The 14,524-nt window shown below is 66.8% G+C and carries 15 protein-coding genes and 1 other RNA gene; 6 read left to right on the forward strand and 10 right to left on the reverse strand.

Translation table 11 applies throughout. The features are described 5' to 3' along the window. Positions 1-2: 2 nt before the first annotated feature. The 3 genes from ACWPN7_RS13230 to thyX all read right to left on the reverse strand — a co-directional run bounded on the left by ACWPN7_RS13230 (position 3) and on the right by thyX (position 3,859). Positions 3-1,898: an O-linked N-acetylglucosamine transferase, SPINDLY family protein gene (locus tag ACWPN7_RS13230; protein ID WP_459197886.1), complete on the reverse strand. Its 1,896-nt coding sequence runs from the start codon at positions 1,896-1,898 to the stop codon at positions 3-5. A 215-nt stretch (positions 1,899-2,113) separates the two neighbouring features. Next, on the reverse strand, positions 2,114-2,839 hold the full coding sequence (locus ACWPN7_RS13235) for a hypothetical protein (RefSeq protein WP_407825992.1): 726 nt from the start codon (positions 2,837-2,839) through the stop codon (positions 2,114-2,116). An 81-nt stretch (positions 2,840-2,920) separates the two neighbouring features. Beyond that, positions 2,921-3,859 carry an FAD-dependent thymidylate synthase gene (gene thyX / locus ACWPN7_RS13240; RefSeq protein ID WP_407825991.1) on the reverse strand — a complete coding sequence of 313 codons (939 nt, stop codon included), beginning with the start codon at positions 3,857-3,859 and terminating at the stop codon, positions 2,921-2,923. A gap of 95 nt (positions 3,860-3,954) precedes the next feature. On the opposite strand from thyX, the gene ssrA reads away from it, so the two are divergent. The 3 genes from ssrA to ACWPN7_RS13255 all read left to right on the forward strand — a co-directional run bounded on the left by ssrA (position 3,955) and on the right by ACWPN7_RS13255 (position 5,334). Beyond that, positions 3,955-4,331, forward strand: a transfer-messenger RNA (tmRNA) gene (gene ssrA, locus ACWPN7_RS13245). Between the two features lie 31 nt (positions 4,332-4,362). After that, positions 4,363-4,932, forward strand: a complete 570-nt coding sequence (locus tag ACWPN7_RS13250) for an SspB family protein (RefSeq protein WP_492273317.1) — start codon at positions 4,363-4,365, stop codon at positions 4,930-4,932. Between the two features lie 24 nt (positions 4,933-4,956). Then, positions 4,957-5,334: a TfoX/Sxy family protein gene (locus ACWPN7_RS13255; protein ID WP_149650491.1), complete on the forward strand. Its 378-nt coding sequence runs from the start codon at positions 4,957-4,959 to the stop codon at positions 5,332-5,334. 4 nt (positions 5,335-5,338) lie between these two features. Here the strand turns inward: ACWPN7_RS13255 and ACWPN7_RS13260 are convergent, their stop codons facing one another. Both ACWPN7_RS13260 and def read right to left on the reverse strand, forming a co-directional pair. Further along, the gene (locus ACWPN7_RS13260) at positions 5,339-6,046 is read right to left on the reverse strand and encodes a COQ9 family protein (protein WP_051657888.1); all 708 of its coding nucleotides are present in this window, start codon (positions 6,044-6,046) and stop codon (positions 5,339-5,341) included. Position 6,047: 1 nt separating this feature from the next. After that, positions 6,048-6,590, reverse strand: a complete 543-nt coding sequence (gene def, locus ACWPN7_RS13265) for a peptide deformylase (RefSeq protein ID WP_038528638.1) — start codon at positions 6,588-6,590, stop codon at positions 6,048-6,050. Positions 6,591-6,806: 216 nt separating this feature from the next. Between def and rpsU the strand changes: the two genes are divergently transcribed. Both rpsU and panB read left to right on the forward strand, forming a co-directional pair. Beyond that, positions 6,807-7,010: a 30S ribosomal protein S21 gene (gene rpsU, locus ACWPN7_RS13270; RefSeq protein ID WP_012974546.1), complete on the forward strand. Its 204-nt coding sequence runs from the start codon at positions 6,807-6,809 to the stop codon at positions 7,008-7,010. Positions 7,011-7,219: 209 nt separating this feature from the next. After that, complete coding sequence (gene panB / locus ACWPN7_RS13275) at positions 7,220-8,044, forward strand: 3-methyl-2-oxobutanoate hydroxymethyltransferase (protein ID WP_459197887.1); 825 nt, start codon at positions 7,220-7,222, stop codon at positions 8,042-8,044. Positions 8,045-8,115: 71 nt separating this feature from the next. Here panB and ACWPN7_RS13280 read toward each other — a convergent pair whose 3' ends face one another. From ACWPN7_RS13280 to ACWPN7_RS13295, 4 genes are all read right to left on the reverse strand, one after another. Continuing rightward, positions 8,116-8,403: a DUF1330 domain-containing protein gene (locus tag ACWPN7_RS13280; protein ID WP_459197888.1), complete on the reverse strand. Its 288-nt coding sequence runs from the start codon at positions 8,401-8,403 to the stop codon at positions 8,116-8,118. A 97-nt stretch (positions 8,404-8,500) separates the two neighbouring features. Continuing rightward, a complete protein-coding gene (locus ACWPN7_RS13285; RefSeq protein WP_014239969.1) occupies positions 8,501-9,895 on the reverse strand; it encodes an NAD(P)(+) transhydrogenase (Re/Si-specific) subunit beta in 1,395 nt (464 codons plus the stop codon). Between the two features lie 2 nt (positions 9,896-9,897). After that, positions 9,898-10,320, reverse strand: coding sequence for an NAD(P) transhydrogenase subunit alpha part 2 (locus tag ACWPN7_RS13290; RefSeq protein ID WP_038528650.1), 423 nt, complete (start codon positions 10,318-10,320; stop codon positions 9,898-9,900). A 27-nt stretch (positions 10,321-10,347) separates the two neighbouring features. Then, complete coding sequence (locus tag ACWPN7_RS13295; RefSeq protein ID WP_459197964.1) at positions 10,348-11,505, reverse strand: Re/Si-specific NAD(P)(+) transhydrogenase subunit alpha; 1,158 nt, start codon at positions 11,503-11,505, stop codon at positions 10,348-10,350. Positions 11,506-11,927: 422 nt separating this feature from the next. Here ACWPN7_RS13295 and ACWPN7_RS13300 point away from each other — a divergent pair, with 422 nt between their 5' ends. Beyond that, the gene (locus tag ACWPN7_RS13300) at positions 11,928-12,176 is read left to right on the forward strand and encodes a DUF2312 domain-containing protein (protein ID WP_014239966.1); all 249 of its coding nucleotides are present in this window, start codon (positions 11,928-11,930) and stop codon (positions 12,174-12,176) included. 35 nt (positions 12,177-12,211) lie between these two features. Here the strand turns inward: ACWPN7_RS13300 and ACWPN7_RS13305 are convergent, their stop codons facing one another. Further along, a complete protein-coding gene (locus tag ACWPN7_RS13305; protein WP_459197965.1) occupies positions 12,212-14,425 on the reverse strand; it encodes an anthranilate synthase in 2,214 nt (737 codons plus the stop codon). Positions 14,426-14,524: the final 99 nt, after the last annotated feature.

A 14,524-nucleotide genomic window follows, 5' to 3' on the forward strand; every position in this document is an offset into this window, starting at 1 on the left:
ACTCAATCGAAACTGAGCGCGAAGCTCGCCCGCCCTTGCCCGCCCTGGAAGCGCTGCCACATCACCCCGAAAGCGGCCTCCAGCGCGCGGGTGAAGCGCACGCCGTTCAGCGCCGGGGATGCCGCCAGCCGGTCCCGCAGGCCGCCGCGCAGGGCCGCTAGCGCCGCCGGGTCGGCCACCAGCGCCGCCGCCTTGGCGACGTAGCCGTCCGGCCCGTCGGCCACTAGATCGGACAGCCCCGCCGAGGCGAGGTGCGTCACCGAATGGCGGGCGCAGAAGCGGTCGCCGCCCAGCGTCACCACCGGCACGCCCATCCACAGCGCCTCCAGAGTCGTCAGACCGCCGGAATAAGGGAAGGGGTCGAGCGCCACGTCGACCTCGCCGTAGCCGGCCAGGAACTCCCGGTGCGGCGCCCCGCCCCGCAAATCCACCCGCGCCGGATCCAGCCCGGCCCGCTCGAACAACGCCAGGGTGCGCGCGGCGGTGCCGGCGTCGTCCAGCCCCGGCGTGCGCAGCAGCAGGCGGGAGCCGGGAACGGCGCCCAGCACGCGCGCCCACAGCGCCGCGACCTCGGCGTTCAGCTTGGGCAGCGCGTTGAAGGAGCCGAAGGTGGCGTGGCCGCGCGTCGCCAGCGGCAGCGAAGCCACAGCCGGCGCGTCCTCGGGCGGCGCCCAAGGGACGTAGGCGTCCGGCATGCGCACGACGCCCTCGATGCACCAACCGTCCGATCCCGGCGGGCTCTGCCGGGAATCGGAAATCAGGTAATCCATGGCCGGCAGGCCGGTGGTGCCGACATAGCCCGCCCAGGTTGCCTGCACCGGCGCCGCGCGCCGCGCGAAGACCGGCAGGCGGTTGCCGAAGGTCTGCCCGGCCAGATCGACCAGGATGTGGATGCCGTCCGCCTGGATGCGCCGGGCCAAGGTCTCGTCGTCCAGGCCGGTGGTCCAGACCCAGTGGTCGGCGTGGGCCATCAGCCGCTCGGTCTTCCAGTCCGGGTTGGCGGTGTTGGCGTAGCACACGACCTCGAAGGCCGAGCGGTCGTGGTTCGCCAGCACCGGCTCCAGGAAGAAGCCCACGGGATGGGCGCGGAAGTCCGGCGAGACATAGCCGATGCGGATCTTCGGGGCCGGTGCGGCCACCGCGGGCGCCGGACGGTCGGGGTAGCGGGCGCCCCAGTCCGCGTGGGCCTGGGCGATGGCCGGCATGGTCAGCCCCGGCACGAACTGCATCAGGTAGAGGCGCGAGGCGTGCAGCGAATCGACGGTGCCGTGCTGCGCCACCACGGCGTCGATTTCCGCCAGGGCCTCGTCCGCCCGCCCCTGCATGGCGAGCACGCGGGTGGCGCGGTTCGCCCGCACCTCCGCCCGGCCTGGCGCCAGCGCGAGCGCCGCCCCATAGGCGTCGTCGGCCTCGCCCAGCCGGTTCATCTCGGCCAGCGCGTTGCCGAGGTTGTAGGGATGCGCCCAGTTGGCCGGGTCGAGCCGCCCGGCCCGACCGTAGAGCGTCACCGCCTCCGCCCGTCGCGCCTGGGCGCGCAGCAGCACGCCCAGATTGGCGACGGCGGCCAGAGTCTTCGGGTTCAGCGCGATGGCGCGGCGGAAGAAGGCCTCCGCGCGCGCCGAATCGCCGGCCCGGCGGACCGCCTCCGCCATGGTGAGCAGCCCGTCCATCGCCATCTCCAGCGACGGATCGAGGTTCAGCGCCCCGGCGTAGGCGTTGGCCGCCCCGGCGACATCGCCCAGGCTTTCCATCACCAACCCGTAGTTGGCCCACCAGATGGGGACTGAGGGATAGGCGGCGATGGCCCGCCCGATCAACTCCAGCGCCTCGTCGAACCGCCCGGCCTGCGCCGCGACGAGGCCCTGGCGGTGAAGTCCATCGGACTCGTGCGGCGTCATAGACAACCTCAATATCATTGCGGGATTGCGATAAGCTTTAGGCGTAGCTACATTTGCTTATCATTACGCTAAAGCGAGGCACAGAATGTCTGGAGATGATAAGGTTGGTGGTCCGGTGCTACATCCGGTAACTGAAGGGTTTGCTCCAGCCGCCCCAATCACCCGAGGGCTTGGACCTTCTGCACCAATATCTAAGCCTTCATACCAAGGCGGGCTTACGCCGAGTGCTCCATTGAATCCGACGCAACAGACTGCCCCCTCTGCGCCGCCAGCAAAGCCAAAGAATTGACCATCTTTTTTGGGCAGACACGTACCTCAACGTAATTTATCTCACGTTGAGGTACGTAAGAAAGCTTTACTCCCCACGGCGCATTTTCGACGACACAGCTTGCATCTTCCCAGTCGGCATCTTCTTTTTCTTTTTTCTGAGTTACAACCATTAACAAGTCACCATCAGGGCTTACATAGTACGGAAAAACGCCAGCCTTTCTCAAGTCATCTCGGTGATAAAAAACCGTGTCATCAAGCTGAAGCACTCTACCGCTTTTTAAATGAACTATAATTTGAGAGGGAAATATTTTTGAATTATTAAATACAATCGTCCACGGACTATATTCATTGTCTTCCGAGGTTATGCGAAGAAACTTCAAAAGAGAATGGAGAAGCTTATGTCCAGCACCTTTCCACAGTATACCAAGAAGAAATGAAATCAGTAAATTTATTGAAACAAAAACCCATGTCTCCTTAGGAACAAATCTGTCAATAGCACCAAAATATACAGCATAAGAGACGGTTGAAAACATCAAGCTTCCATAAAACAAATGAATTGCATTCAATGCATTCCACTGTCTATCGATAAAATAGATCTGCATTCCTATATAACCAGGGGCTATAAACAAAAGTATGTAAAACGCCTCGTTTGATACCTTTAATAAGTCCATAGCCCCCTCCTAACGCTACTCACTGAATAACCGCACATTGGATAATTGAGCGGTTATTCAGTAGAAGTGCCAATTAATAATTCATTCCGTACGGCCGAGCTGGTCCATCAGTTCCCGCCACTCGCGCTTGGACAGGCCGCTGGCCTCCTGGGTCACCGCCTCGCCGGAGAGCAGGCGCTTCACCACCTCCAGGCCGGTCTTCGACATGTGGGTGCCGCCCAGCCGGTACTCGCTGAAGGCGTCGAACACGGCGGGGACCCAGCGCTTCACCACGTCCAGCATGGCCTCGGCGTAGACGCGGATCTCGTACTGGGCGTGCGGGTCGGCGCGCAGGCTGAGGAAATGAAGAAGGTTGTGGAGATCGACCTTCCAATACCACTGCGTGTAGTAGTTCAGCGTCAGGTTCATGCGCGCCAGCTCGCGCGCCAGACCCTGGCGCCCTTCCTCGATGGTGGTGCCGTCCTCGCGCTGGTTCAGCATCTCCTCGTAGTGCGCGTAAACCGTCTCCGAATCGTCGCGCAGCAGCTTCATCACCGCCGCCGCCTCGTCGCCCTGAAGAACGTCGCCGCGGCCCTGCCGGTTGACGACGGCCTGGGCGCCCAGGTTCTCGGGCGTCGGGATGTAGAACTCGCGGTCGAGGATGGAGTAGCGCGCGGAGTATTCGTTGACGTTCGCCGTGCGATGGCGAATCCACTGGCGGGCGACGAAGATCGGCAGCTTGACGTGGAACTTGATCTCGCACATCTCGAACGGGGTCGAGTGGCGGTGGCGCATCAGATACTTGATGAGGCCGGCGTCCTCGGTGACCTTCTTGGTGCCCTTGCCGTAGGACACGCGCGCCGCCTGGACGACGGCCGAATCGTCGCCCATGTAGTCGACGACGCGCACGAAGCCGTGGTCCAGGACCTCGATCGGCTCGTAGAGGATCTCCTCCAGGGCCGGAACGGTGGCGCGGCGGGTGGTGGCGGTGACGGCGCGCAGGCGGTCGATCTCGGCGCGCTGCTCGGGCGTGATCGGCATGGGTACTCCGGGGACTGAAATTCGGGCGGCACTCTACGTCCGCGAACCCGGACAGTCACCCCTTTGCAAGAGCCTCCGGTCAGAATCCGCCGCACCCCCTTTCCATATCGGAGCGAAGGGCCTATATTGGGTCCGTCGGCAGCAGCCGACTATGGCGATAAACGCCTTGCGGAATAAGCGTTGTGGACCCGGGGGCGGTACCCGGCGCCTCCACCAAACAAACCACCGGTCTCTCGGGCGTTGCCGTAGGGAGCGGGTTCGTTGGGGGCGAAATAGGATCGACACGCGTGGTAAAGGCATGGTCTTCGCCCGGCATGGTTCCGCCGTTATCGGGCCATTGCAATAGTTGCCAACGACAACGTTGCTCCGGTCGCCGTTGCCGCCTAACAGCGGTAACTGACCGAAATCAATCCCCGATGGGTAGCACCTGAGGGTGGGGCCGTGGGCCGCCTAGCAACAGAAGGCCCACACTTACCCGTCTGGCGTTAAGGACCCGCCCAAGAATGCCGAGAGAGCAGTTGCGTTATGACCGCATGGTCGAGGCCGCCCTGCGCGGTGTCGTCCGTGACGCGCTCCGCCAGGTGACGGACCGCGGGCTCCCCGGCGATCATCACTTCTACCTGACCTTCCGGACGGGTTACCCGGGCGTCGACATCCCCGAATATCTGTCGTCCCAGTATCCCAACGAGATGACCATCGTCATCCAGTACCAGTTCTACGGGCTGGAGGCGCTGGACGATCATTTCGAGGTGACGCTGAGCTTCAACAACGTGCATGAGCGGCTGGTGATTCCCTACGCCGCCATCACCACCTTCGCCGATCCGTCGGAGAATTTCGCCCTGCAGTTCCAGCCGGTCGAGCCCGCCGAATTGGCGGAGATCGCCACCATTCCCGCGCGCGAGACGTCGGAGAAGAAGGCTGCGGACGGCAAGGATGGGCCGAAGCCGTCCATCGCGAAGCTCGCCAAGTCGGATATCGGCAAGGCCGAATCCGGCAAGCCCGACTCCGACCGTTCCGGCGAGGAGCCGAAGCGCGGCGAGGTCGTGGCGCTCGACGCTTTCCGCAAAAAATAGGCTTTTACCAACAGGCTCCCCACCATGGCCACGGTCAGCGAACTCGTCCGTTTCCTGTGCGAGTCGCTGACGCCGTTGGGGGCCATCACCGCCCGCCGCATGTTCGGCGGTTACGCGGTCTATTGCGACGGCGTCGTCTTCGCCCTGGTCGCCCGCAACATCCTGTATTTCAAGACCGACGACGGCAACCGCGCGGAGTACGAGGCGCTGGGCCTGCGCCCCTTCAAGCCCTTCGACGACAAGCCGACGGTCCTGCCCTACTTTCCGCCGCCCGACTCGGCGCTGGACGACCCGGACGAGCTTCTGCTCTGGGCCCGCCCGGCCCTGGCGGCGGCGATCCGCACCGCCGCCGTCAAGAAACCGTCCCGCAAGAAAGCTGTCCTTAAGAAGGCCGGGGCCTGAGCCGTCAGATGTTCTCGGCCATATGGGCGGAGGCGGTGTCCACCGGAGCGGCGCCGGCACGCTGGCGGACCTGACGGGCGAAGCGCGCCGGACTCGGCAGATGGCTGAGCAGACGGCCGGCGCGGCCCATGGCGGACATCGCCTTGCCCATGCTCATGACGTCGCGGAGCCGGCGGTCCACAAAGGCCCAGGTCTCGGCATGGCCCTCCGACCGGTCGTCCAGCCAGTAGAAGGTCGCGGAGCTGAGCACCGCGGCCAGCGTGGCGCGCTTGGTGTAGTGGTTGAAGTCAGTGGCCGTGTCGCCCGCCGCGAACCACATGGCGTCCACCGTGCGGTAGAGCATGGTCAGCCCCATGCCGATATTCTGCGGCATGGCGAGGTAGGCGAGCAGGCGGCGCTTGGCCTCCATGTGCGGTTCCAGCACCTCGAAATGGGTGCGGATGGCGAGCGCGATCTTCTCGCCCACCCTCATCTCGTCGAGCGGGTGCTTGTCCAGCTCGGCCAGCATGCGGCGGTCGGTCCAGGCGCCGAAATGCTCGGCCAGCTCCGGCACGCCGCCGGGGAAGGCGCGGTGCATGGTCGCCGTGTCGTAGCCGGCCATCTGGGCGCCGTCGCGCAGCGCCTGGAGGCTCCAGCCGTCGAACACGATGTTGGGAAGCGTGGAGAGCAGGATGTCGTCCCGCACCGCGTCCATATCCAGCGCAGCGTCCATGTCAGTCTCTCCCCTCCTGCTGTTCCAGCGCCTCGGTGATGTGATGCGCCTCGTCGGTGAAGGCCAGATAGCGCAGATCGGTCATCCGGTCGATGTAAAGCACGCCGTCCAGGTGATCGCACTCGTGCTGGATGACGCGGGCGTGGAATCCCGACGCTTCGCGCTCGATGGGTTCGCCGTCCAGCCCGACGCCGCGGTAACGGATGCGCGCGAATCGCGGAACGACGCCGCGCAGCTCGGGAATCGACAGGCAGCCCTCCATTCCATGCTCCATCCCATCGTCCAGCGGCTCGATCACCGGGTTGATGAGGACGGTCGGCTCCACCGACTCGCCGCCGGAACGCATGGCGGGAACGCGGAACACGATCATGCGCAGCGATTCGTGCACCTGCGGGGCCGCCAGCCCGACTCCGGGCGCGTCCAGCATGGTGTCGATCATGTCGGAAGCCAGCCGCCGGATCTCCGGGGCAGTCGGGTCGGGCACGGGGTCTGCGACCTTGCGCAGCACCGGGTGTCCCATGCGGGCGATCTTCAACAGGGCCATGCCCTATTATCTGGGCGGCGCGGCCCACCGGGCAACCGTTTTGCCCACGCATTGTCGCAGCGGAACACACAGGGTTGGAAGACTCCGCTTCACAGGCGGCCCCGTCCGTGCTACATAAAGGTCCACACAAGGGGTGCGCCCGAAAGCGCATGCCTGTCGCATGCCTGTTTGTTGCTTCATGGCAACTCGGCTCACTTGATAAAGGTGACGGTTAACGTGCAAGTTCTGGTCCGAGACAACAACGTCGATCAGGCCCTCCGCGCGCTGAAGAAGAAGATGCAGCGCGAGGGCATTTTCCGGGAAATGAAGCTGCGCCGGAACTACGAGAAGCCCTCGGAGAAGCGCGCGCGTGAGAAGGCTGAGGCGGTGCGTCGCACCCGCAAGCTGCTCCGCAAGCGCATGGAGCGCGAGGGCTATTAATCCTCAGGCGCGTTTCGCGCCGGATTGACAGGCGCGCTTCGGCGCGCCGGGCATCCAAGCGCGTTCGCGCGCTTGCCCCTCTTGTGTCTTGCACCTGCCGCCCCGCGCCTGCGCGTGGGCGGTTTTGGTGCATCCGCGGTCCGCTTCACCGCACAAAGAACGTCCGCCAAGAAAATATTCTGCCAAAAAATACAAGGGGAGGGTCGCCAATGAGCGCATCCAAGGACACTCCGCGCGTTTCCGTGCCGGCGCTGCGCGCGCGCAAGGGCGGAGAGCCGATCGTCTGCCTGACCGCCTACACGACTCCGGTTGCCCGCCTGCTGGACCCGCATGTCGACCTGCTTCTGGTCGGCGACTCGCTGGGCATGGTGGTCTACGGCTTCGACAGCACGCTTCCCGTCACGCTCGACATGATGATCGCCCATGGCGCCGCCGTGGTGCGCGGCTCGCGCCACGCCTGCGTGGTGGTGGACCTGCCCTTCGGCAGCTACCAGGAAAGCCCCCAGATGGCCTTCCGCAACGCCGCCCGCGTCATGGCCGAGAGCGGCGCCCAGGCGGTGAAGGTGGAAGGCGGGCTGGAGATGGCCGAGACGGTGGCCTACCTGACCACCCGCGGCGTGCCGGTGATGGGCCATGTCGGGCTGCTGCCGCAGTCGGTCAACGCGCTCGGCGGCTACAAGGCGGTGGGCCGCGACCCGGAGGCGGCGGAGCGCATCCGCGCCGACGCCCGCGCCATCGCCGAGGCCGGCGCCTTCTCCGTGGTCATCGAGGGCACGATGGAGTCGCTGGCCCGCCAGATCACCGAGGATGTGACCATCCCGACCATCGGCATCGGCGCGTCCCCCGCCTGCGACGGGCAGGTCCTGGTGTCCGACGACATGTTCGGCCTGTTCGGCGAGTTCCAGCCCAAATTCGTCAAGCGCTACGCCCAGCTCGGCACCGCCATCGGCGAAGCCGCCGCGACCTACGCCGCCGAGGTGAAGGCCCGCAGCTTCCCCGGTCCGGAGCATTGCTTCGGCATCAAGAAGGCGTAGGGCACCCTCCCCTCCCCGAAAGGAAAAGCCGTGCGGCTCCGCACGGCTTTTTTTTCTTGTTCCGGAGAGCGTCAGGCGCCGTCCACCACGATCATGCGGAAGTCGGCGGCGTCCTTCCGGGCCTCGCGCGCCTCGCGGTATTCGGGGCTGTCGTAGAAGGCCTTGGCGGTGGCGTAGTCCGGGAACTCCAGGATGACCACGCGGTTGGGCTGCCAGCCGCCTTCCAGCTCCTCCGCCTGCCCGCCGCGGGCGATGAAGCGTCCACCGTTTTTGGCGACCGCGTTCGGGGTCAGCGTCTTGTAGTTTTCATAGGCCGCGGGATTCGTCACATTCACGTCGGCGATGATGTAGGCGGGCATGGCGTCCTCTCTCCGTTTCTTGTGATGGCAAGAAAGAAACCCCCGGGGCGAGCCGGCCCCGGGGGTTCATCCTACTCCACGGCCGTGACGCCGCGGGTTACTCCATCGACTTCACGACCTCTTCGGTGACCTTCTTGGCGTCACCGAACAGCATCATGGTGTTGGGGCGGAAGAACAGCTCGTTCTCGACGCCGGCGTAGCCGGCGGCCATGCCGCGCTTGATGAAGAACACCGTCTTGGCCTTCTCGACGTCGAGGATCGGCATGCCGTAGATCGGCGACTGCGGATCGGTCTTGGCCGCCGGGTTGGTCACGTCGTTGGCGCCGATCACGAAGGCGACGTCCGCCGTGCCGAAGTCGCGGTTGATGTCCTCCAGCTCGAACACCTCGTCGTAGGGCACGTTGGCCTCGGCCAGCAGCACGTTCATGTGCCCGGGCATGCGCCCCGCCACCGGATGGATGGCGTACTTGACCTCGACGCCTTCCTTCTTCAGCAGGTCGGCCATCTCGCGCAGCGCGTGCTGCGCCTGGGCCACCGCCATGCCGTAGCCGGGGACGATGATCACCGACTGGGCGTTCTTCATGATGTAGGCCGCGTCCTCCGGCGAGCCGGCCTTGACCGTGCCGCGCTCGCCGCCGCCGGCCGCCGCCGACGCCGCCCCGCTGTCGCCGCCGAAGCCGCCCAGGATGACGTTGAAGATCGAGCGGTTCATGCCCTTGCACATGATGTAGGACAGGATGGCGCCCGACGAGCCGACCAGCGCGCCCGTGACGATCAGCAGGTTGTTCTGCAGCGTGAAGCCGATGCCCGCCGCCGCCCAGCCCGAGTAGCTGTTCAGCATCGAGATGACCACCGGCATGTCGGCGCCGCCGATCGGCAGGATCAGCAGGAAGCCGAGCGCCAGAGCAACCAGAACGATGATCCACATCGCCACGCCGGAGTTGCTCTGCACCAGCCAGACGATGAGCAGGATGGTCAGCACGCCGAGGGCGGCGTTGAGGTGGTGCTGGAAGGGGAAGACCAGCGGCTTGCCGGTGACCAGGCCCTGCAGCTTGGCAAACGCGACGATCGAGCCGGTGAAGGTGATGGCGCCGATGGCGGTGCCCAGCGCCATCTCGACCAGCGAGCCCTTGGCGATGGCGCCGGGGACGCCGATGCCGTAGGCCTCGGGCGAATAGAAGGCCGACAGCGCCACGAACACCGCGGCCAGACCGACCAGCGAGTGGAAGGCGGCGACGAGCTGCGGCAGGGCGGTCATCTCGATCTTCTTGGCGATGACGTAGCCGATGCCGCCGCCGATCGCGATGCCGAGCACGATCATCCAGTAGGACTGGACGATGGGCAGGGCCAGCGTGGTCAGCACGGCGATGGTCATGCCGGCCATGCCGAAGAAGTTGCCCTGGCGGGAGGTCTCCGGGCTGGACAGGCCGCGCAGGGCCATGATGAAGCAGACCGAGGCGACCAGATAGAGAAGGGCGGACAGGGTTTCCATGGTTACTTGCCCTTCTTCTTGAACATCGACAGCATGCGCTGGGTGACCAGGAAGCCGCCGAAGATGTTGACGCTGGCCAGGATGACCGCGAGGAAGCCCATGATCTTGGAGAAGCCGAAGCCGGCCGGGCCGGCGGCGATCAGGGCGCCGACGATGATCACCGAGGACACCGCGTTGGTCACCGCCATCAGCGGCGAGTGCAGCGCCGGCGTCACCCGCCACACCACATAGTAGCCCACGAAGCAGGCCAGCACGAACACCGTCAGGCCGGTGATGAAGAAGTTGCCGTGGCTCGCCGCGTCCGCGACGGGAGTGGCGTGGCCGAGCGCGGCGGCCTGGGCGGCGAGCGCGTCGATCTGCTGGCTGGCCGCGGCGAGCTGGGCCTTCAGCTCGGCGACGCGGTTGGACAATTGAGTCTGATCCATGTGTCTCTCCCTAATTCCGTCCGGCCTTTAGACCGTCTGGCCGGCGAAGGCGGGATGGACGACCTGCCCATCGCGGGTGAGCGCGATGGCCTTCACGATCTCGTCGTCCCAGTTGAGCGTGACGCCCTTCTCCTTGTCGTGCAGCGACTGCAGCAACGCGAGCAGGTTCTTGGCGTAGAGCAGCGAGGCGCTCTCGGCGATGCGGCTGGGGTAGTTGGCGTGGCCGACGATCTTCACCCCGTTCTCCGTGGTGACGACCTTGCCCAGCTCCGAGCCCTCGATGTTGCCGCCCTGCTCCACCGCCAGATCGATCAGCACCGAGCCCGGCTTCATCGAGGCGACATGCTCGCGCGTCACCAGGATCGGCGCCTTGCGGCCCGGGATCAGCGCCGTGGTGATGACGATGTCCTGCTTCTTGATGTGCTCGGCCACCAGCGCCGCCTGCTGGCGCTTGTAGTCGTCCGACATCTCCTTGGCGTAGCCGCCCGCGGTCTCGGCCTGCTTGAACTCGTCGTTCTCCACCGCGACGAAGCTGCCGCCCAGCGACTGCACCTGCTCCTTGACCGCCGGGCGCACGTCGGTCGCCGAGACGATGGCGCCCAGCCGCTTGGCCGTGGCGATGGCCTGCAGACCGGCGACGCCGACGCCCATGATGAAGGCGCGGGCCGGCGGCACCGTGCCCGCCGCGGTCATCATCATCGGGTAGGCGCGGCCATACTCGCTGGCGGCATCGACCACCGCCTTGTAGCCGGCGAGGTTGGCCTGCGAGGACAGCACGTCCATGACCTGGGCGCGAGTGATGCGCGGCATGAACTCCATGGCGAAGGCGTTCACCCCGGCCGCGGCGTAGGCCGCCACGTGGTCGCGGCTGTTGTAGGGGTTGAGGATGGCGAACAGCAGCGCGCCGCGCTTGATCAGCGCCAGCTCGTCGAGGTCCCCCTCCCCGGCCAGCAGCGGGCGCTGCACCTTCAGCACGATGTCGGCGTCGGCCAGCGCCGACGCGGCGTCCGGCGCGATCTCCGCGCCGGCGTCCTGATACACCCGGTCCGGCAGGTTCGAGCCCAGACCGGCCCCGGTCTCCACGACCACTTCCAGGCTGAGGGCTTTGAGTTTCTTGACCGTCTCCGGAGACGCCGCGACGCGATTCTCGCCCGCGCGCCGCTCCCTGGGTATGGCGATTTTCATGGTTCTTTATCTCCCCTGCCGCAAGTGGCCGATTTGCGTGCAATCGGCCTAGACCGTCGGCATCAATGCCGGATTTATGTGACTTTGTGAAGCTCTTGAGCGTCGATGGTATTACCAGCGGTGATGGGTGCGGCGCAACAGCCCGGAGAGGGTTGGCACGCCCGCGTGCAACGGAAAGTGCAAGGTCGCCGCTTTCGCACGCTCCCGCCATCGGTCTTTCGCATCAGGCGTCCTCCGACACGGCGCTCGTCGCCACGGGCGTATCCCACTATCCGGGCACACCCGGCCGAGACCTTGCGCGCTTTGCCGCGCCCTGTGGCATCCGTGCCGATGACGCCGGGAGTCGCTTGCCATCGACGGCGCCCGCCGATATCGTCCGCGCCGGATTCCCCGGAAGCACCCAATTTGAGGTTACCCTTATCATGTCCGACGTCGGCGGCATTGCGGCGGATCGCCTGAAATCCTTCGTGGAGCGCATCGAGCGCCTGGAAGAAGAGAAGCGCGGCCTGCAGGAGGACATCAAGGAGGTCTACTCCGAGGCCAAGGGCACCGGTTTCGACACCAAGATCATCCGCCAGATCATCCGGCTGCGCAAAATGGACAAGGCCGACCGCCAGGAGCAGGAAGCCATCCTGGAACTCTATAAGGAAGCGCTGGGGATGGTGGAGTAACCACCCCCAACTCCTTCCCCGTTACGCCGCCCCGATCAAGCCGCAGCGTCCGTCAGGGCGCCGGCGGCCAGCCGGTCCATCACGTTGCCCAGCAGGGCAAGACCGGCCCCACCGTCGAGCGACAGGATCGACTCGGGGTGGAACTGCACGGCGGCGAGCGGAAGCCGCCGGTGCTCGACCGCCATCACCAGACCGTCGGCGGTCTCCGCGGTCACCGTCAGGTCCGCCGGCAACCGGTCGCGCCGCGCCACCAGCGAGTGGTAGCGCCCGACCCTCATCCGCTCCGGCAGGCCGGCGAACAGCGCACCGCCCAGCACACGGACCTCCGTCGCCTTGCCGTGGACCGGCTCCGGCAGCACGTCCAGCGCGCCGCCGAAGCGCTCCACCATCCCCTGCAAGCCCAGGCAGACGCCGAACACCGGCAGGCCGAGCGCCAGCGCCGCATCGATGGTGCCGGCCACGTCGAAATCCGCCGGGCGCCCCGGACCGGGGGACAGCACGACCAGATCCGGCCTCCGCCCCGCCAGCGCCGCCCGCGCGTGGCTGTGACGCAGCGTCGTCACCGACGCGCCGGTCTGGCGCAGGTAATCGGCCAGCGTGTGGACGAAGCTGTCGTCGTGATCCACCAGCAGCACCCGCCGGCCCCGCCCGCCGTTGGGAGCCGCCGGAAGAGCGCACACCACGCCTTCCGTCACCCCGCGGATGGCGTCGCGGAAGGCGGCGGCCTTCAGGCGGCACTCCGCGTCCTCCGCATCCGGGTCGCTGTCGGACAGCAGGGTCGCCCCGGCCCGCACGTAAGCAACGCCCTCGGCCATGCGGATGGTGCGCAGGGTCAGGCCGGTGTCCATCCCGCCGTCAAAGCCCAGCCGGCCGAAGGCCCCGCCGTACCAGCGCCGCGGCGATTGCTCCGTGTCCTCCAGGAACTGCATGGCCCAGCGCTTGGGCGCCCCGGTCACCGTCACCGCCCAGGTGTGGGTGAGGAAGGCGTCCAGCGCGTCCAGGCCGGGCCGCAGCTGCCCCTCCACATGGTCCACCGTATGGATCAGGCGGGAGTACAGCTCGATCATCCGCCGCCCGATTACCCGGACGGACCCAGGCTCGCACACCCGCGCCTTGTCGTTGCGGTCGACGTCGGTGCACATGGTCAGCTCCGCCGCGTCCTTGGCCGAGGTCAGCAGGCGGAGGATCTGGGAGGAGTCGCCCAGCGCGTCGGCCCCCCGCGCCACGGTGCCGGAGATCGGGCAGGTCTCCACCCGCCCGCCCATTCGACCGCCCGCCACCCGCACGTACATTTCCGGGCTGGCGGCGACGAGGAACTCGCCCCGCCCAAGGTTGACGAAGGCCTCGTAGGGCGCCGGGTTGGCGGCGCGCAGCCGCCGGAACACCGTCGAGGGTGCGTCGGCGCAGGGCTCGGCGAAGGTCTGGCCGGGAACCACCTCGAACAAGTCGCCGCGACGGAAAGCGGCCTTGGCGGTCTCGACGACGCGCTGATACGCGCCGGGCGCGTGGTCGCAGCCGGTTTCGGCGTTGGTGTCGGGGCGGTAGGGATGGTCGCGCCCAGCGCGCTCCAGCCCCTCGGTGCTGCCCGCCACCGTGGCGAACTCATACTCGACGAGCCGCGCGAGTCCTGCGATGGGGTCCAGAGCGACGAGGCGGTCCGGCAGGTAGAGCACCAGATCGCGCTGGTCGTCGGGCCGCTCCAGCCGCAGGCGGATCGGCTCGAACTGGAAGGCGAGGTCATAGGCGAAGGCGCCGTAGAGCCCGAGCAGCGGGTCGTCGGGGGCGGCGAACAGCTCCAGCACCGTGCGCAGGACCGAGAAGACGGAGGGCTGGCGGCTCCGCTCCTCTTCCGGGAAGGGGTGCTGGGGCTTGCGGACCAGGGCGGTGACGCGCGACGGCGCCTCCTCCAGCCCGGCCAGCGCCTCCAGGCCGCGCAGGGCCTCGGCGATGGCCGGCAGCAGCACCCGGCCCCGCGCGTTCAGCGCGTCGAGGCGCAGCGTCCGCCCGCGCGCGGTGAGCGCCAGCGGCGGATCGGTGAAGCCCAGCGCGTGGCGGCGGTAGCGGCCCGGCGCCTCCACCCCACTCGACAGCAGCAGACCGCGGCGGCGGTCGAGCGCGTCGATCACTGGATCGAGGGCGCCCTGCGGGTCGAGCGCCGTCGCCCGCCGCGTGACGGTGACGCCGCCGCGCGTCCGGAAACGCAGCGGTTCGAGGAGGCCGGGGGAAGCGAGGAGATCGGCGGGATACATGGTGGGGTCTCCGGTGGTCGATCCGTTGGCGGACGGACACCCGGAGTTCCCTTGCTCGACACCTGGATTCCCTGATCAGGAAAAAGGCCGCCCGGAAGC

It is taken from the genome of Azospirillum sp. UENF 312511 (genome assembly GCF_058780635.1).